General features: G+C 70.3%; 3 protein-coding genes. 1 reads left to right on the top strand and 2 read right to left on the bottom strand.

Annotation, left to right across the window (positions count from 1 at the left end):
- Positions 1-68 precede the first annotated feature (68 nt).
- Positions 69-5,165: a protein kinase domain-containing protein gene (locus WMF12_RS35470; protein WP_437852409.1), complete on the top strand. Its 5,097-nt coding sequence runs from the start codon at positions 69-71 to the stop codon at positions 5,163-5,165.
- Between the two features lie 18 nt (positions 5,166-5,183).
- Here WMF12_RS35470 and WMF12_RS35465 read toward each other — a convergent pair whose 3' ends face one another.
- The gene (locus tag WMF12_RS35465) at positions 5,184-16,220 is read right to left on the bottom strand and encodes an amino acid adenylation domain-containing protein (RefSeq protein ID WP_437852408.1); all 11,037 of its coding nucleotides are present in this window, start codon (positions 16,218-16,220) and stop codon (positions 5,184-5,186) included.
- Positions 16,221-16,871: 651 nt separating this feature from the next.
- A complete protein-coding gene (locus WMF12_RS35460) occupies positions 16,872-19,073 on the bottom strand; it encodes a peptidoglycan DD-metalloendopeptidase family protein (RefSeq protein WP_437852407.1) in 2,202 nt (733 codons plus the stop codon).
- Positions 19,074-19,952: the final 879 nt, after the last annotated feature.

Raw genomic sequence — 19,952 nt, 5'->3', positions numbered from 1 at the left:
TGCGCCCGGGTTGGAGAGCACGGCGGCGCCGGGGTAGATTTCCCTCGAATGGCCGTGCGGACCGCTTGATGCAGCGCACAGAAGCGCTCTACAACTGGTCCATGATCGGTATCCCCGGGTACACCCTGACAGGCCTCATCCACGAATCCGCTGCGTCGACCGTGTACCGAGGATACCGCAACGAGGACCGGGCCCCTGTCGCGGTCAAGCGCCTCAGGAACGAGCGCCCAGCGCCGGCCGAGGTCGCGAGGCTTCGCTACGAGTACGCCATCGCCAAGGAGCTCGCGCTGCCAGGCGTGGTTCACGTCCTGGGCATCGTGAAGATCGGGGCGAGCCTGGCGCTCATCATGGAAGACGCCGGGGGCTGCACGCTCCATGAGCTCATCAGCGCGCGCTCCCTCACGCTCAAGGACGCGCTCCGGATCGCGATATCCATCGCGAGCACGCTCGAATCCATTCATCGGGGCGGGGCCGTTCACATGGACATCAAGCCGCAGAACATCATCGTCGAACCGTCCACGTGGAACGCCAAGATCATGGACTTCGGCAGCGCCACCCGCCTCTCCCAGGAGGCACAGCGGCCGAGGAGCCCCGCCGCCTTCGAGGGCACCCTGGCGTATATGTCGCCGGAGCAGACCGGGCGGATGAACCGCGTTATCGACCTGCGCACGGACCTCTACTCCCTGGGGGTCACTTTGTACGAGATGGTGACGGGCAAGCTCCCTTTCCCGACGAAGGACCTCCTGGAGCTCGTGCACTGCCACATCGCCAGGCTCCCGCCGCCGCCGGCGCGCGTCTCGCCCGACGTACCGCGCTCCGTCTCTGACATCATCATGAAGCTCCTGGCGAAGAGCCCCGATGATCGGTACCAGGGCGCCTACGGGCTCCGGATGGATCTCGCCGAGTGCCTCACGCAGCTCGAGGCGGCGTCGGCGATCGAGCCGTTCGCGCTCGGGCGCCACGATTACGTGGACGCGCTCCGGATCCCGCAGAAGGCCTACGGCCGCGAGGCGGAGCTCGCGGTCCTCGAAGGCGCGTGGCGGCGCGTCAGCCAGGGCGCGAGCGAGCTGCTCCTCGTGTCCGGCCACGCCGGTATCGGCAAGTCGCTCCTCGTCGGCGAGATCCAGAAATCCATCGCGCAGGGCAAGGGGTACATCGTCGCTGGCAAGTTCGACCAGATCAACCGGACCGTCCCCTACGCGGCCGTGGCGCATGTCTTCCGGGAGCTCGTCCGAGCCCTCTTGACCGAGCCCGCGGAGGCGCTCGCGCTGTGGAAGGAGCGAATCGCGAACGCCGTCGGGCAGAACGGCCAGCACCTCGTCGACCTCATCCCTGAGCTCGAGCTCCTCCTCGGCCCCCAGCCCGGCGTCGAGCCGCTCGGACCGACCGAGGCGCAGGCCCGCTTCCACCTCGCGTTCCGGAAGTTCTGCAGCGCCATCCCCGCCCAGGAGCACCCCCTCGTCGTCTTCCTCGACGACCTGCAATGGGCGGATCCGGCCTCGCTCAAGCTCCTCGAGCAGCTCCTGACCGAACCGGAGATCAAGCATTTCCTCGTGATCGGCGCGTACCGCCACAACGAGGTCGACGAGAGCCACCTGTTTTCGATCACCCTGGGGGAGCTGCGCAAGGCCGGGGTAGTTGTCGGCGACATCGACCTCAAGCCGCTCGAGCTTCCCGTCGTGACGCGGCTCCTCGCCGACACGCTCTCCTGCGACCCCGAGCGGGCCGAGCCGCTCGCGCGCCATGTGATGAGCAAGACCCACGGCAACCCGTTCTTCATGAACCAGTTCATGAGGGCGCTGCACGCCGAGAAGCTCGTCTCCTTCGATCCGGCCCGGCGCGAATGGACCTGGGATCTGCCGCGCATCCAGCGGATGAAGGTCACGGACAACGTCGTCGACTTCATGGCGGGCAGGCTCCTGGAGCTCGATGGGCGCGCGCAGCGCACCCTCACGCTCGCCGCGTGCATCGGCTATCGCTTCGACCTGAAGACGCTGGCGAGGGTGGCCGGCAGGCCGCGCCGCGAGGTGGCAGGCGAGCTGTCGGCGGCGCTCCGCGAGGGGCTGATCCTCGCCGTCGGCGCGGACTCCAGGTTCTTCGACGCGGCCCTGAGCGGCGCGATGACCGGCGAGGCGGACGAGCCGGAGCTCGCGCTCGACGCCGCCTACCGGTTCTTGCACGACCGGGTCCAGCAAGCGGCCTACCGGCTCCTCGACGAGCCCCGCAAGCAGGAGATCCACCTCCAGATCGGGCGGCTCCTGCTCGCGGACAGCGACCCCGGCGGCATGGAGGGTGAGGTCTTCGAGGTCGCGACCCACATGAACCTCGGCGTGCCGCGGATCACCGATCCGGAAGAGCGCGTCGCGCTGGCGCGCTTGAACCTCGAGGCGGGCAGGAGGGCGAAGGCCGGCGCGGCGTACGAGGCGGCCGCGAGCTACTTCGAGGCCGGCACGAGCGCGCTCGGCCCGAAGCGCTGGGACGACCAGCACGATCTCACCTTCGCGCTGACCACCGGGCTCGCGGAGTGCCTTTGCCTGACAGGCCAGTTCGACGCCGGAGAGCGGCTGTTCGACGCGCTCCTCGAACACGCGAGAACCCCGCTGGACGGCGCGCAGGTCCGCAACCTGCGCATGTCGTTCCACCTGATGCGCGGCGACCTCTCCGAGGTCGTGCGATGCGGCCTCGAGGCCCTCGCGCTGCTCGGGGTCGACATTCCCGCGGCGGCCGAGGAGCAGCGCGCGCTGCTCGGCAGAGAGCTCGAGGCGATGCAGGCCCACCTCGCGAGCCGCCCGATCTCCGCTCTCCTGAAGCTGCCCACCGTCGCCGATCCAGAGAAGCAGACCGTCCACCGTCTCCTCGCCGACATGACGCAGCCCGCCTCCGCGCTCGGGCTACCGGTCCTCGGGCCGCTCACGCTCATCATGCAGATCAATTTCGCGATGGAGTGCGGCAACTCGAGCACCTCCGCGTACGCGTACGTGCTCTATGCGGTGCTGCTCATCGACGGCGTCTTCGAGCCGAGGACGACGGAGGACCGGTACAAGGAAGCCTACGAGTTCGCCAAGGTGGGTATCGAGCTGAACGAGCGGATCCCCAACCCGCGCATCACGTGCATGCTCCTCACGACCTTCGGGGCCATCCTCCATTTCTTCGAGCCGCTCCGGGACACGATCAAGCTCCTGGCCCGCTCGCGGCAGGCCGGCCTGGAGTCGGGAGATCTGGCGTACTCGTCGTACTGCTGCATTCACATGGTCTCGGCGAGCCTGAGCCTCGGCGACGATCTCGGCGCGGTGGCCGGCGAGATCGAGCAGGATCTCGCGCTCATGCGGCGGACGAACGACAAGCTCACGACGCTCATCCTCACGTGCGCAAGGCAGGTCGTCGCGAACCTCACGGGGAGCACGGCCGGGACGCACACCCTGAGCGACGGCACCTTCGACGAGGCCGCGTTCGCCAGCATGGTCTCGGTCCCGGAGCTCACCTATGTGGCCGCCTGGTACCACACGCAAAAGGTCCAGCTGGCCTACCTCCACGGCGATTACGGCGCCGCGCGCTCGCTCATGGCCGCCGCGGAGAAGATGACCGCCGGCTGCGTGAACAATTTCTGGGCGACCGAGCTCGTCTTCTATTCGTGCCTGACCCTCGCCGCCTCGTGCGACGGCGCGCCGGCCTCCGAGAAGGAGCGGCTCGTGGCGGCGCTGTCGGCGCACCGGGAGAAGCTCGCCCGCTGGGCCGAGCTCTGCCCCCGGAGCTACGCGCACAAACATCTCCTCGCCGAGGCGGAGATCGCGCGCATTTCGGGCGGCGATCGGCACGCCGTGGCGTGTCTCTATGACAGGGCGATCGAGGGCGCCGAGGAGGCCGGGTTCACGCGCGATCAGGCGCTGGCGAGCGAGCTCGCCGGGAAGTTCCTCCACGCGAACGGCCTCACCCGGAGCGCGCGCGCCCACATGACCGACGCCCACCACGGCTACATGCAGTGGGGAGCGACCGCCAAGGCGGACCGCCTGGCGGCCGAGGCGCCGCAGCTCGTGCAGAAGGTCGCGCTCACGTCGGCGCCGCCTGGCATGCTGGAGCACGCCCGGGCCGCGGTCCAGACCACCTCGACGACGAGGCTCAGCACCAGCGTGCTCGACGTCGAGGCGGTCATCCGGGCCGCTCAGGCCATCGCCGGCGAGGTCGTCCTCGAAAGCGTTGTCAGCCGGCTGCTCGACATCGCGATCCAGAACGCCGGCGCGAAGAAGGGGGTCCTCGTCCTGGAGCGCGATCATCAGCTGATGATCGAGGCGTCCATCACCGTGGATCCGAACGCGGTGAGGGTCGGTCTGCTGCTCCCCGTCGAGGGCAGCGCCGAGGTCCCCGCCTCGATCGTGCAGTACGTCGCGAGGACGATGCAGCCGGTGGTCCTCGCGGACGCGAGCCATGAGCCTCGCTTCGCCGCCGATGCGTACGTCGCCGCGCACAACCCGAGATCGATCCTCTGCCTGGCGATGGTGCACCAGGGGCGCACGAACGGCGTTCTCTATCTGGAGAACGACACGGCGACCAACGTGTTCACGCCGGCCCGGCTGGAGCTCTCGAAGCTCCTCCTGGCGCAGGCGGCGACCGCGGTGGAGAACGCCGTGCTCTACGCGAACCTGCACAGGCGCACGGAGTCGCTGCGCCTCGCCGAGGAGCAGCTCAGGGTCGAGTTCTCGGCGCGGGAGCGGAGCGAGCACGCGCGCGCCGAGCTCCAGGAGGAGATCATCCGCGTGCAGAGCGCCCGGCTGGCGGAGCTCTCCACGCCCATCATCCCGATCACCGACCGGATCATGGTCATGCCGCTCATCGGGATGATGGATCGGCAGCGGGCGGAGCAGGTTTTGAGCACGGCGCTCCAGGGGGTCGAATCGAGCGGCGCCGAGGTCGTGATCATCGATATCACCGGCGTGAGAACGGTCGACGGCGACGTCGCGAGCACCCTGATGAACGCCGCCGTCGCCCTCCGGCTGCTCGGGGCGCAGGCGGTGATCACGGGCATCCGCCCGGACGTCGCACAGACGCTCATCCGCCTGCAGATCGACCTCGGCGCGGTGGTCACGCAGGGGACGCTCCAGAGCGGCATCGCCTACGCCCTGCAGCGGGTGGGGGGCCGCGGCGCGCCCCTCGGAACGCGCGCGCGATGAGGAGCGGCCGGGGCGCTCTCAGTGCGACGGCGGGCCGCTCTCGGGCCCGCTCTCCGCGCTGAGCGACCTGGCCCTCGACCTCCGGAGCGCCCGCCCCTCCAGCGGGTCGACGAATGCGGGCCTCACCGCGGCCGCGATGCGCTGCTGGATCGCGCGGGCGACGTGCGCGACGTGGGGCGGATCCATCATCGTGAAATGGTTGCCAGGCACCGCCTGGAGCGCGAACTCCCCTCGCGCGAGGTCCATCCAGGCATGGACGGCGCGCGCGTCGTCCGGGCTGACCTGCTCTCGTGCGCGCAGGAACAGGATGCTGGCGTCCGTCGGCTGCGGCTCGTAGCCCGAGAGGGCCTGCCACGTGCTCATGACCTCGGCGCGGAGCCGCGCGTCGTCCTCCATGGCGGCCACGAAGCCGCGGTATCTCTGCGACGCGATCGCCTGGATCTTCGCCATCTCGTGGCCCAGGGCGCTCGCCGGAGAGCGGTCGCTCGCTCCCTGTACGCTGCCCGTGTCCAGCAGCAGCAGCAAAGCCACCTTGCGCCCCTGCCCGAGCAGCTGTTGCGCCATCTCGTACGCGACGACGCCGCCGGCCGAATGCCCGCCCAGGAGGTACGGACCCTCGGGTCGAACGCTCAGGATCTCCTCCACGTACCGGGCGGCGATCGCGGGAACGGACATTGCGCTCGTGAAGCCCGGCTCGCTCGGCTCCGCCCCGGTGGGTTGAATCCCGTAGACGGGCAGTTCGCCGCCCAGGCGCTGCACCAGGGGGCGATAGAGGTGGACCGTGCCGCCGAGCGGCGGGATCAGGAACAGCGGCGTGGCGTCCGGCGCCCCCGCCTGCAGCGAGACGAGGAGCTGTCCGGCAGCGCGCCTGGCCGTGAGGACCGCGGCGCTCCCGCTCCGCTGCGTCATCGCGGGGCTCAGGGGCGCCTTCGAGCTCGGAGGCAGCGCTTCCCGGACGCGCTCGGTGAGCACCGCGACCGAGGGAGGACCGGACGACGCCGGCGGGCTCCAGATCTTCGGCGGCAGGGATCGCACCGTGGCCGGACCCACGGTGCAGGTGGTGTCGAGCACGTGAGCGGCGCGCTCGAACGGGTACGTGGGGAGCGGCACGCGCCTCCGGCGCTCGTCCCGGGAGAACGCGGCCCAGTCCACGTCGATGCCGGCGCACCAGAGCCGGCCCACCGCGGCGAGCAACGCCTCGAGGTCGCCGGGGCCCTCGCCCGGGCCCGCCAGGGTGGTCGCGACCCGTCGCTCCGCGTCGGGGTGCCGCGACGCCACCGCTGCCAGGGCGGAGCCGGGACCGACCTCGAGGAGGGCGCGATCGGTCGAGGCGAGCAGCATGGCGATGCGATCCTCGGGGCGAGCCGATCCCGTGGCCTCCTCCTCCGCGCGCCCGCGCAGCGCGACCCGGGCGACCGCGTCGTCGAGCGAGAGCGCGCCGGCGACGCACGCGGCGGTGACCTCGCCCACGCCGTGCCCGAACAGCGCGGCCGGGCGGATCCCCCACGACATCAGGAGCTGCGCCAGGGCGTATTCGGTCGAGAAGAGGGCGGCCGCGGCCGCGCTGAAGCGCGGAGAGCCGAATTCCGCGTCGCCGCGGGCGCGCTCCTGCTCCTCGGGGAAGAGCTGGTGGCGGAGGTCCACCGACAGCTCGCGGCGGAAGAGCTCGGCGCACTGGTCGATGCTCTCGCGGTAGACGCGCTCGTGCAGATAGAGCTCGCGCCCCATGCCGGCGTGCTCCGCGCCCGTGCCGGGGAACAGGAAGACGACCTCCGGCGGCCGCCTGCCGGCGACCTGCGTGACGACACGGGCGGGGTCGCGCCGATCGAGGTAGGCCGCTCCCGAGGCCGGATCCGCGCACACCACCGCGCGGCGGTGCGCGAAAGGCACCCTGCCGCGCTGCAGGGTGAACGCGACGTCGGCGAGCGAGCTCTCCGGCGCGCGCCGCAGGTGCTCGGCCAGCCGATCGGTGCTCCGCTCGAGCGCGGCGCTCGTCTTCGCCGAGACGACGAGCAGCTGGCAGCGCCTGGACGGGCCGGACGGCGCCCTCTCCGGCGCCTCCTCGACCACGGCGTGCGCGTTCGTGCCGCCGATGCCGAAGGCGCTCACCGCGGCGCGGCGCGGGGCTCCGCCGCGCTTCCACGCGCGCGGCGCGGCGTTGACGAAGAACGGGCTGCTCGCGAGATCGATCTCGGGGCTGGGACGACGGAAATGGAGCGTCGCGGGGATGAGCTCGTGCTCCAGCGCCAGCGCCGCCTTGATGAGGCCGGTCACCCCGGCGGCCGCGCGGAGGTGGCCGAGGTTGCTCTTCACCGAGCCGAGCGCGCAGAAGCCGACCTGGTCGGTCGCCTTCCGGAACACCCGCGACAGCGCGGCCACCTCGATCGAGTCGCCGAGCCGCGTGCCCGCGGCGTGCGCCTCCACGTACGTGATGCTCTCCGGGCTCACGCCGGCAGCGGCGTGGGCCCGGGTGACGGTCTCGATCTGCCCCTCCAGGCTCGGCGCCGTGTAACCCACCTTGAGCGCGCCGTCGTTGGTGACGGCGGATCCGCGGATCACGGCGTGGATCGTGTCGCCGTCGTCCAGCGCGTCCTTCAGCCGCTTGAGGACGACGAGGCCAACACCGTTGCTGGCCACGATGCCGCTCGGCTCGGCGTCGAAAGGCCTGCAATGGCCGTCTGGCGACGTGACCGCGCCTTCCTCGTGGAGATAACCGATCCTCCGCGGCGAGAGGATGCCGACACCGCCCGCGAGGACCATGTCGCTCTCCCTGGTGAGGAGGCTCTGGCAGCCGAGGTGCACCGCGACGAGCGACGTCGAGCACGCCGTCATGACGCTCACGGCGGGCCCCCGGAGCCCCAGCTTGTAGGCCACGCGCGTGGTCAGGGAATCGGTCACGTTCCCGGTGTAAATCCGGTAGTGCTCCGAGTTCGGCGCGGCCGGAGGCGGCCCGACGCGCTCGATCCAGTAGCTCGGGGCGTCGCTCCCGGCGAACACGCCAATCGGCTTCGGGTAGGCGAGCGGGTTGTACCCGGCGCTCTCCATGGCCTCCCAGGCGCACTCGAGGAAGACCCGCTGCTGCGGGTCCATGAGCACGGCCTCCTGCGGGCTGTAGCCGAAGAACGCCGCGTCGAAGCACATGACGTCCTCGAGCAGGCCGGCCGCCGGGATGAACCTGGGCGACCCGATGAGCTCCGACTCCACGCCGAGCGCCTTCAGCTCGTCGGACGAATAGAAGGCGATCCCCTCGACCCCGTCCTCGAGCATCGACCACAGCGCCTCGACGCTGCGCGCCTTCGGGAAGCGACCGGCCATTCCGATGATGGCGATGGCGCTGTCGGGGATCGGCTCCCGCGCCTGAGCCTCGGTCGCGGGGGCCGCGGCGCCGGGTCCACGCGCGGAGACAGCGCTCTCTCCCGGGGCGGCCGCAAGAGGGCCCCTCCTTAGGTGGGCAGAGAGGGCGCGGATCGTCGGGTACTGGAACAGATCCATGATGGGCACGTCCTCGCCGAGCCGCGCCCGGATGCCGGCGCGGACCCGGGTGAGGAGCAGCGAATGGCCGCCGAGCTCGAAGAACGGGTCATCGAGGCCGACCTCGTCGAGCCCGAGCACCTCGCGCCATATCTCGCCCAGGATCACCTCGATGGCCCCGGCGGGGGCCGGCGCCGCCCTCGGCTCGGCCGCCCGCGGCTCGGGCTTCGCGCGGTCGTCGGCGCGGTCGTCCGCCGGGAGAGCCGCCATGTCGACCTTCCCGTTCGCGGTGAGCGGCAGCGCGTCGAGCTTCACGAAGGCGGCCGGAACCATGTAGTCGGGGAGCTTGGCCGCCGCGAGATCGCGCAGACCTGCGGGCATCACGCGCGTCTTCTGCCGCCGGAGAGGGCTGTTCGCGAGCGGCCGGGCCGGTGAGGTCTCCCCGGGTCGCGCCTGGATCCAGGCGCGCGGTCGAGGCGCGCCGCCCGAACGATCGACCGAGCGCTCGAACAGCACGTCCATGCAGCCCGGGCCCGAGGTCCTCGATCCGGTGATCCGGACCGAGCAGCCGAGGCGCGCGCCGAGCGCCCATAGCGCCTCCGGCTCGATCGCCGCCATCGCGGCGCGGTCCACCCCGGCGCCGCCCCCTTCCCGCAGCCGACTCGCGGCGATCGCGTCGGCGTGCACGCGCGCGTTCGGGATCCCCAGGACCTCCAGCGCGCCGGATCCCTCCTCGCGCAGCGCGCGCTCGACGCCCGCGAGGCCCTCCGAGGCAGCCCAGTCCAGGGATCGGCCGATGGCGACAGGCTCGGGCGCCACGCCCACGTGCAGGACCACGTCATAACGGAAGCGCGTCATCTCGTCGGAGCCCGAACCCCGCTTGAGCCAGCACTCCACGTGCTCCACGCCCGGGATCTGGCCGCGCAGCGCGTGAAAGAACTCGGGCGCGAGCACGAGCTCTTTCTCGGCGAGGGCCGCCCGCCGCACCCGGGCCCAGAGCTCGGCCGGGGCCACGCCCGCGGGCGCGCGGTAGAGCTGCACCGAGGTGTGAAACGCCTCGAGCAGGGGAAGGCTCCTGATGTCGCCCAGGAACACGACACCACCGGGCGCCACCGCGCGCGCGGCGCCCTCGATCACCGAGCGCAGGTAATCGGCGCTGGGGAAGTACTGGACGATCGAGTTCAGGAGGATCACATCGAAGCTGCCCGGAGCGACCCCGCTGAAATCGTTCGCCTCCCGGCGCTGAAGCGACACATGCGAGAGCGTGCCGCGCGCGAGCGCGGGGCGGAGGAGCGAGATCGCCTTCTCCGAGAAATCCGTCCCGAGGTAGCCGGCGCACTGCGGGGCCAGCTGCAAGAGCAAGAGTCCCGTCCCACAGCCGATCTCCCACGCCCGGCGCGGCTGGAACGAGAGGATCCGCTCGACCGTGTGGTCCCGCCAGGCGCGCATCGCTCCGGCGTCGATGGGATCTCCGGTGTAGCTGCTGTTCCAGCCCGTGATGTTGAAGCCCGGATCCACGCCGGCGCCGCGCTTCCCGTAGGTGCCGTCGTACAGCGCCTGCCACGCCGAGACGTGCTCCGCTTGCACGGCCGGCGTCTGCTCCGCGGCGCCGCCGTCATCGAGGCGAGGGATGACGTAGGCGACAAGCCGCTTGTTGCCTTTCGTGTCTTCCCGCGCCACCACGACGGCCTCTTCCACGGCGGGGTGTTCCCGCAGCACGGCCTCGATCTCGCCGAGCTCGATGCGATAACCACGGATCTTCACCTGGTTGTCGATCCGCCCCAGGAACTCGATGTTCCCGTCGGGGAGCCACCGGGCGCGATCGCCTGTGCGGTACATGCGCGCGCCCGGCTCGTCCGAGAACCGATCGGGCAGAAACCGCGCGGCGTCGAGCTCGGGCCGGCGCAGGTACCCGCGGGCGATGCCGGCGCCCCCGAGGGTGAGCTCGCCCGGGACGCCCACCGGCACGAGCTCCCCGTGCGGATCGAGGAGGTAGACCCGCATGTTGTCGATGGGACGGCCGATCGAGGGGTCGACCGTCGCTGTCCCGCCGCTCGGCCGCGCCTTCGGCACCGGGCACGAGGTAGCGACGACGGTCCCCTCCGTCGGGCCGTAGTTGTTCACGACGTCGAAGGGGAGCGCCGCGGCAGGCCAGACGCGGAGCTTGTCTCCTCCCGTGAGCAGGCACCGGAGCGCCGTGGAAGCAGGCCAGTCGAGGCGCAGGAGCTCCTCCGCCATCGGCGTGGGCAGGAACGAGACGGTGATCTCTCGCGCGAGGAGCCACGCTTGAAGCTCTTCCGGAGAGCGGCGGAGCGGCTCCCCGGGGATGAACAGGCACGCTCCCGCGCACAGGTAGGGCCAGAGCTCCCATACCGACGCGTCGAAGCCGGGGCTCGCGACGAGGGTCGCGCGATCCGCGCTGGAGACGGCGAAGCGCCGCACGTGCCACGCCACCAGGTTCACGAGGCTCCGGTGCTCCACGAGCACGCCCTTCGGGCGGCCGGTCGAGCCCGAGGTGTAGATGGCATAGGCCAGGTCCCGGGGGCCTGCGCACACCGGAGGGGGCGACCCGTCCCGCGCCGTCAGCTCCGGCCCATCGGCGTCGAGGTGGATCACCGCGCCCGCGAACGGCGGGAGGCGATCGGCGAGGTGCGCCTGCGTGAGGAGCGCCGGCGCCCCGGAGTCCTCGAGGAGGAACGCCAGCCGCTCTCTCGCGATCTCCGCGTCCACCGGCAGATACGCCGCGCCCGCCTTGAGGACTCCGAGGATCCCGATCACCAGCTCCAGCGAGCGCTCCGCGCAGATCGCGACCAGGGTATCGGCCTCAACGCCCAGCGCGCGCAGGCGGTGCGCGAGCTGGTTCGCGCGGCGATCGAGCTCCCCGTACGTGAGCGATCCGCGATCGGACACGACCGCGGCGGCGTGCGGCGCGCGCGCCGCCTGCTCCTCGAACCGATCCAGGACGCTCAGGTCGCGCGGGAAATCAGCGCCGGTATCGTTCCACTCGACGAGCAGCTGGCGCCGCTCGCGCTCCGGAAGCATCGGCATCGACGAGACGGATCGCGCAGGATCCGAGGTGGCGGCCGCGAGGAGCGTGAAGAGGTGCTCCAGCATCCGCGCCATCGTCGCCCGCTCGAAGAGGTCTGTGCTGTACTCCAGCATCCCGGCCACGCCGCCGGCGCTCTCCCAGGCATAGAGCGACACGTCGAAGATCGTCTTCTGTGTATCCGTGTCGATGGCGCGCGCCTCGACCCCGGTGAGGTGGAGATCGCGCTCCGCAGGCGGCTGCGGCGCGAACACGATCTGCACGAGCGGGCTGTAGCTCGGGTCGCGCACCGGCTGGAGCTCCTGGACGAGCCGCTCGAACGGGAGCCTGTCGTGCGCATAAGCGTCCAGGCACACGTCCCTCACGCGGCGGAGCAGCTCCTCGAACGACGGCTCTCCGGAGACGTCGATCCGGACGGGGACCACATTGACGAAGAAGCCGATCGCCGCCTCGAGATCGGCGTGATCCCGGCCCGCGCTCGGCAGACCGACCAGGAGGTCGTCGCGCTGCGTGGTGCGGTGGATCAGGACGGCGAACACGGCCAGGAGGACCATGTTCACGGTCACATTGTTTCGCGCGCCGAGGTCCCGGACGGCCCTTCCGACCTCCGGATCGAGCTGGAACGGGAGGGTCGCGCCGCGGAAGGTCTGGACCGGCGGCCGGACGTGATCGCCCGGCAGCTCGAGCAAGGGCGGCACGTCGAGGAGCCTCTGCTTCCAGCCGGCGAGCAGCTCCGACAGCGTCTCTTCGGTCATCTGCTCGCGCTGCCACGAGGCGAAATCGGCGTACTGGAGCGGCGCGTGCGGCAGGGGAGGGGGAGCGTCCCGACGGAAGGCCTCGTAGAGCGCCGCGATCTCGCGGTAGGCCACCTCGAGCGACCAGCCGTCGATGGCGATGTGATGGATATGCAGCCAGAGGAGGTGATCGCGTGGCCCGAGCCGGAGCAGCCCTGCCCGGAAGACGGGGCCGCGCTTCAGATCGAAGATCCTCCGGGCTTCCGCGGCGAGGAGCTGCTTCGCCTCGGCCTCGCGCTCGTCCTCGGAGAGGTGCTGGAGGTCCGCGACCTCGAGCCGGAAAGAGGCGTCCTCGACGACGATCTGGACGGGCAGGCCGTCGATCTCCGTGTAGACGGTGCGCAGGATCTCATGGCGGCGGACGAGCTCACGCAGGCTCCTGTCGAGCGCCGCGATGTGGATCTCTCCGGTGAGGCGGAAGGGACAGAGGCAGTTGTAGGCCCTGCTCTCCGGCGCGAGCCGGTAGAGGAACCACATGCGCTCCTGCGCGAACGACAGGGGGACCGGCCCTGTCCGGGCGCCTCTCGGAATGACATGCTCGCTCCGGGGTGCCGCGCGGCCGCCCGCCGTCGCCAGCGCGGCGAGCCCGGCGACGGTCGGATGCTCGAAGAGCTCCTGGAACCCGACGTCGATCCCGAAGGCCCCGCGGAGGCGGGAGAACAGCTGGACGGCGTGCAGCGAGCTGCCGCCCAGCTCGAAGAAGCTGTCGTGTACGCCCACGCGCTCCACGCGCAGGAGCTCCTTCCAGAGGCCGGCGAGCGCCTCCTCCAGCTCGGAGCGCGGCGCCACGAAGGCGTGTGCGAGCTCCTGGCGCGCGCCTCCGGGCGCAGGGAGCGCCCTGCGGTCGATCTTGCCGTTCGGCGAGGTGGGGAGCGCGTCGAGCGCAACGAAGGCGGAGGGGACCATGAAGCTTGGCAGTTGGCCCTGCGCGAGGGCGCGCAGCGCGGGGAGGAGCGCCTGCGCGTCGCTGGCAGAGGCGCCCTGGACCGCGCGGGGGACGGCGTACGCCACGAGCCGCTTGTCGCCCGGCGCGTCCTCGCGCACCACCACCGCGACCTCGCGCACCCCGGGGTGCTGGCACAGCGCCGCCGCGATCTCGCCGAGCTCGATGCGGTGGCCGTGGATCTTCACCTGATCGTCGATGCGGCCGAGGAACTCGATCTCGCCCGAGGCGAGGTAACGCGCGAGATCGCCAGTCCTGTACAGGCGTGAATCCGGGGAGTCGCCGAACGGATCCTGGAGGAAGCGCTCCTGCGTGAGCTCGGGGCGGTTCAGGTAGCCGCGCGCCACGCCGGGGCCGCCGATGTAGATCTCGCCGGCGACGCCGACGGGGACGGGCGCGCGGTTGCGATCGAGGAGGAGCACCCGGACGTCGGGGAATGCGACGCCGATCGAGCTCGACCACGGCCGCTCCAGATCGGGCTTTCCCATCGCGCGGTGGGTGGCGATCACGGTCGTCTCGGTGGGACCATAGACGTGGACGAGCCTGGGGTGCTCGTCCCCGTGGCGGTCCCACCACGGCTCGAGCATCGCCACGTCGGACGCCTCGCCGCCGTAGATCACGAGACGCAGCCGCAGGCGGTCGCGGAGCGCTGGCTCGACCGCCGCATCGGCGTGGATGAGCTGGCGGAGCGCCGAGGGCGTCTGGCAGACGACGGTCACCCCTTCATCACCGAGGAGCCTGTAGAACGCGTCCGGCGTCCGGCTCGTGACGAACGGGACCACGACCAGCCGCCCGCCGTGGCAGAGCGCGCCGAAGATCTCCAGGACGGAGAAATCGAACGCATACGAGTGGAACAGCGTCCAGACGTCGCGGTCGCTGTAGCGAAACGCGCTGGCGGTGTGGTCGAAGAGGCGAACCACGTTGGCGTGGCTGACCATCACCCCCTTGGGCTTCCCGGTCGATCCCGAGGTGTAGATGACGTACGCGAGGTCGTCCGGGCCCTCGTTCCGCGCGGGCGCCACCTTGTCCTCGGGCTGCCGCTCGATCATGGCCCGATCCGCGTCGAGGCACACCACCCTCGCGCTCCCGCTCCGGAGCCGGGAGGCGAAGCGCTCCTCGGTGAGGATCACGGGGACGCCGGCATCTTCGAGCAGGAAGGCGAGCCGGTCCGCCGGATAAGAGGGATCGAGCGGGACATAGGCGCTGCCGGACTTGAGGACGCCGAGCAGCGCCACGATCATCTCGAGCGATCGTTCCAGGCAGACGCCGATCGGGACCTCGGGCCCCGCGCCGCTCTCCCGGAGGAGGTGGGCTATCTGGTTGCTCCTTCGATCCAGCTCGGCATAGGTGAGGCGCTGTCCCTCGAACACCACCGCCACCGCGGACGGGATGCGCCGGGCGTGCGCCTCGACCCGCTCGTGCAGCCGATCGCGCGGCGGATCGAACACCTCGCCGCGGTTCCACGCGAGCAGCGCGCGGCGCTCCTCCTCGGTCAGGACCGGCAGCTCCGAGACGCGCTGCTCCGGGTCGCCCGCCGCGCCGCGGAGCAGCGCCGCCCAGTGCCCGAGCAGCCGCTCGACCGTCGCGCGCTCGAAGAGGTCTCGATTGTAATCGACGCGCGCGAAGAGGCCCGCATCGGTCTCCTCGACGCGGACGGCGAGCTCGAAGGCCACCTCGGTCGCCTCGAGCGCCACCTCCGTCAGCGTGAGCAGCGCGCCTCGCTTTGGCTCCAGCGTGCTCGGCTCGCTGGAGAAGGTGGCCTGGACGAGCGGCGCGCGGCTTGGATCCCGCGGCAGCGAGAGCTGCTCGACCAGAGAGGTGAAGGAGAGATCCCCGTTCTCGCTCCCCTCCCGCAGGGATCGGCGCACTTGACGCAGGAGCGCGCGAAAGCTCGGATCCGCGCCCAGCCTGCCCCGTATGGTCACGAGATTACCGAATGCCCCGATGAGGCCCTGGGTCTCCTCGTCTCGTCCGGACAGCGGAACGCCGATGAGGACGTCGTCCTGGCCGGTATGGCGGTGGAGCACGGCGTGCATTCCCGCGAGCAGGACGGCGGACAGCGCCACGTCCTCCTCCCGGGCCAGCGCGCGGAGCTCTCGCACGAGCTCCCGATCGAGCGCGCACTCCACCGAACCTCCGGCGGAGGTCCGCACCGCGGGCCGCGGCCGATCCGTCCGGATCTCCAGCGCCTCCGGTGCCCCCGAGAGCTCGCGACGCCAGTGCGCGAGCTGCTGGTCGAGGAGCTCGGTGGTCCTGTGCTCCCGCTGCCGCCGTGCGTGGTCCTGGTAGCGTAGCGGCGGCGCCTGCAGCTCGACGCCATGATAGCCGTCGAATAGCTCCGAAAAGAACAGCGCCACGCTCGGTTTGCCATCCGAGAGGAGGGGGTGCATGGAGAGCGCGATGAGGTGGCGCCCTGGATGCACCCGGATGAGGCTCACGCGCCAGAGGGGGCCGCGCTCCAGATCGAGGGGCAGAGCGATCTCCCGGCGGGCCATCGCGAGCGCAACTCCATCCGAGGCGGGCTGCCCTTCGGCGCCGAGTTCCACCTCGAGGAAGGCGATGTCTGCCCGCGGCGAGACGACCTGCACCGGCTGCCCCTCGTGCTCTGCGAAGGATGTCCTCAGGATCGCCTGGCGCCCCGTGAGCTCCTCGATGGCATGGACCAGCCTGGGCACATCGAGCTCGCCGTCCAGCCACGCCGCGCCCCCTTCGTTCAAGCCCGGCGCGGCGCCTCGGCCCCGGGCGAGCACCCAAGCACGTTCTTGCTCCAGAGAGAGCGGGGAATAGGAAATTTCGTTCATCGCGGATGACCTCCTTGTTGCTGATAGGGGTCGGTTGCATCGATGCGCGTGGAGCAACCGCGCGCCGCGTCGGACGTTCGACGCGCGCACACCTGCGCGCACACCGTGCTTGCTGATCTGTCGTACGCTCTTCAGACATCAGGGCCGCCTGGTCACCTGGGCACGAGGAGCAGGTGCCAAGCTGGGCCAAAGCTTGTAAAAATGCAGAAAAACGCCAAATCGATGTCGGCCGCATCGCGAGGGGGCGCGATTCACACGCTACGCAGTATGAAGTATGGACACCACGACGCCAGTTTGTATTTGGGAGGATGCGGGTGCTGGCGATTGATGGACCTTGTCTGGATTCCGGGATCCCGACCTCGCGCCTGCTCTTGTGGGCCGATAGACAAATCCGGCTTCCGCCTCACGCTGAGTTGGTCCTCTTCCCCACCTTCGGGGTAGCTTCCAGCGCATCACGTCAGAATCGTGCTCGCGGCAGCCGTCGACACGCTCGGTCCTCTGCTGCACCGTTGCCTCTCAGGGAACCAGGGGCGGACATGACTGGACGACGCGCGGGCGACAGGCAGGGCGCAATCCAGTCATCCCGCACCGTGGAGGCCTGTCATGCCTCCGACCCGCCGATGCTCGCAGCCTGGCGGGAGCGCTTCCCCGTCAAGGGTAGCGGAACGCCTTGCCCGGCTTGAACAGGTTCATGCTCCACGCGCCGATGCCCGTGAAGCCGTAGCTCGTCGCCGTGTTCCACTCCGTGGTTGCCCAAGGATCGAAGGCGCTGAAATTCGCCCAGCCCAGCGGATCGATCGAGTTATGACCGCCCGTGTTGGTGCCGGTATCATCGTTGTTCGCCTGGAAATTCATGTGATAACCGAGCTCGGGCGCCGCGGCCGTGTGCGCGTTCGTGTTGCTCAGGCGAAATACGCCGGTGTGCAGGTGGCCGAACCCGCCGGTGCAGCCGCCCGCCCCGACATAGCCGAGGATCTGGCCCGATTTCACGGTCTGCCCGTCGACGACGAGGCGCTTGCGCACGTGCGCGTAATACACGACGAATGATTCGCGGTACGTCGCGCTCGAGCCGACGCTGTATTTCACGTAGAGCTCGCCCTGGTTCGGCGTGCCTCCGCAGCCAAACTGGCTGACGTCGCGCAGGCGCGACCCGTTCGTGATCACGACGCCATTCGCGGGCGCGTACAGCGGGCGGCCCTCGTCGAGCGGGTTATCGTACGCGGGCTCGCGCGGTCCGCCCATCTTGGCGCCGAAGCGGTCGACGAACCCCGTGCCGGTGTCCCCATTACCGAACTGCGCGAGCGGCACCGCCGTGCGGTTGTGCACGAACGGATTCGCCAAGCGTGGCAGCGGCAGCTCGTGGATGAACATCCTGTCGAACAACGGCAGCGCGCCGGCCGACACCTGGAAGATGCACGCGTTCGTGGTCTTGCCGACCGCGTTGTACACCGCCTGGAGCGGCGCCACGCCCGCCGAGCCCGACGGGCCTACCCAGCCGTCGCTGCACGCCGCGAACACGTGGTTTGCCGCGTTCGTCGAGTACAGGCCCGCGCGCACGATCTTGCCGTTCGGCTTCTGGTTCAGGAGCGTCGTGCACGGCGTCGAGCCGGTCCAGTTGAAGCCCCACGAGCCATCCGGCCAGTGCACGTTGCAGTAACGGCCGGTGTTCGGCGGGTCCGCCGGTGTCAGCGACGCGAGCGACGGCAGGCTGTCCGCGTTGGTGATGGACGTGTTGGGATTGCGCGCGCACACGCCCGGCGTGATCGACGTGGCGACGCCGCCCGAGCAGTGGACGAGCGACGTGTTCTGGTTCGACTGATCGAGGAAGAAGCTCGGCTGGAAGCGATCCGCGCAGTAGTCGCCGGCGGAGCGCGTCGAGCAGAAGGTGTTCGCCACGGCCTGGACGCACGCCGGATCCTCGCCGTCCGTGAGCCCGTTCCGATCGTTGTCCACGCCGTCGGAGCAGCTCGTCTCGTCGATGCGAATCCGGTTGATCTGCTTCACGCCGTTCCTGTCCTGGATGCCGAACAGGATGTTCGGCGCCGCGGCCGTCAGCGTCAGGTAGCGCTCCGACCCGGTGTTCATCCCGGTCCACAGGTTCTGGCCGTCGAGCAGCGTCGGGTTGGTGCTGATCGTGCCGTTCGCCTCGAGCGCGAACGCGCGCCGCGACCACGCGAGCGTGTTCCCGATCGCCCAATCATCGGTGCCCGTGCGCGTCAGGCCGGTGCCCGTCACCTGCGTCGCGCCGATGTTCGCGATCGGCGACCCCCAATCGAGGGGCGCGTTGATCGACCTCGCCGACGCCACGTAAACATCCTTGCCCGACGCCACGACCTTCACTCCATAGATCGAGCCGTCGCCGCCCTGGATGCGATCGACCTTCACGCTGGTCGGCGCCTGCGACCATGCGCCGATCACCCCGTTCGCCTGCAGCGGCGCGACCCACAGGTTCTTGCTCGCGTCGAGCGTCGCGAGCTGCGCGTGGTCGCACGCGATCTCCTTGCTCTTGCCCGCCGTCGCCTGCTTCTTCCAGCTCTGCCCGCTGTCGTTGCTGAACCACAGCGCGTACGTCGGGCCGGCGTTCTGCTCCACGGCGTACAGCGCCTTCGGGTCGCACGCGGTCAACCCGACGATCTTCGTCATGTCGATGCCGGTGATGTTCGTGATGTTCTCGAACGAGACCAGCGTGCCGTTCTGAAAGATGTTGCCGAGCAACACGACCGAGCGCTGCTTCGCCTCCGACGTGGTCTCCTCGCCCGTGTCGTCGCTCTCGGCCACGCAGCCGTTCGCCACGACGGCACCCAGGAAGAGTGTCATCAGCAGGCCATCACGGCCTTGTCTTCGCGTCGTCATCGATGTTCTCCTTGACCATCGCGCTCCGGTGGCGTCGCGGACTGCGCGTCCCCAGCGCGCTGCGGTCACGGGCGCCACAGCAACGCGTGTGCCGGCGCAATGGATCGCGAGAGCGGCGCTCGTCCAATGCGCGTCGCAGAATGCCCTCGTCTTCCGAAGAGAGTTCGCTGTTTGCTCGGAGCGCCTGGCGCGGCCCGCACGCCCATCTCTTCTACCGAGAGTAAATTGGTGTTGTCCGACGCGAATTTCGGCGCTTCCGCGATGACCATCAATAAGCCTGCTCGTCGGACCATAAGGCAGTCTGAGCGTCAACACGGGTGACGGGCGATCTGTTGTTTTCCGCGGGACCCTGGCAGGGCACGGCCAACCTGCAGCCGGCACGGGAGAGGCCACCAACGCTCGCCGAGCGTCGAGCCCGCCGTTCGCTCTGAGCCGCCACGCTGCCGTCGCCGATTCGTACCGCGCAATCCCATGACAGCGGCAACCTCCGACAGCTGAAGGCGGCAACCTCCAACAGCTGGAGGCTTCAGCCACCACCGCGCGTTGCAGTGGTGCCGGATTCGTGATCGTCCTATGGAATGGCTCGCCGGCTGCACGGAGCGGCCGGCTCTTGGAGGCGGAGCGATCGCCTGGCCTGCGCCTGCGCCTGCGTCCGCGCGCACGTGCAGCTCCAGCCCCCGGCAGCAGCTCCACGCGCCGCCACGTCCCGCGGCCCCCGCTCGCGCCGCGACGCGTCACGCCGCACGAGGCCCAGGTCGGCGGCCACTCGGCCCGGAGCCAGGGGCTTGCGCAAATTCCGGTGCCAGGCATTGTGCCGGTGCGACGGGCCCTTGGCACCGGGCGAAACCTTTCCAACAATCCCGACCCGTTCAACCCTCG

The organism is Sorangium sp. So ce363, from assembly GCF_051520435.1.
Classification (GTDB): domain Bacteria; phylum Myxococcota_A; class Polyangia; order Polyangiales; family Polyangiaceae; genus Sorangium; species Sorangium cellulosum_B.
This window is presented reverse-complemented; position numbering and strand designations above follow the sequence as displayed.

What these genes read in the sequence shown, in the direction of transcription:
- WMF12_RS35470 (WP_437852409.1), top strand. Translation starts at nt 69, where the DNA reads ATGCAGCGCACAGAAGCGCTCTACAACTGGTCCATGATCGGTATCCCC.
- WMF12_RS35465 (WP_437852408.1), bottom strand. Translation starts at nt 16,220, where the DNA reads ATGAACGAAATTTCCTATTCCCCGCTCTCTCTGGAGCAAGAACGTGCT.
- WMF12_RS35460 (WP_437852407.1), bottom strand. Translation starts at nt 19,073, where the DNA reads ATGACGACGCGAAGACAAGGCCGTGATGGCCTGCTGATGACACTCTTC.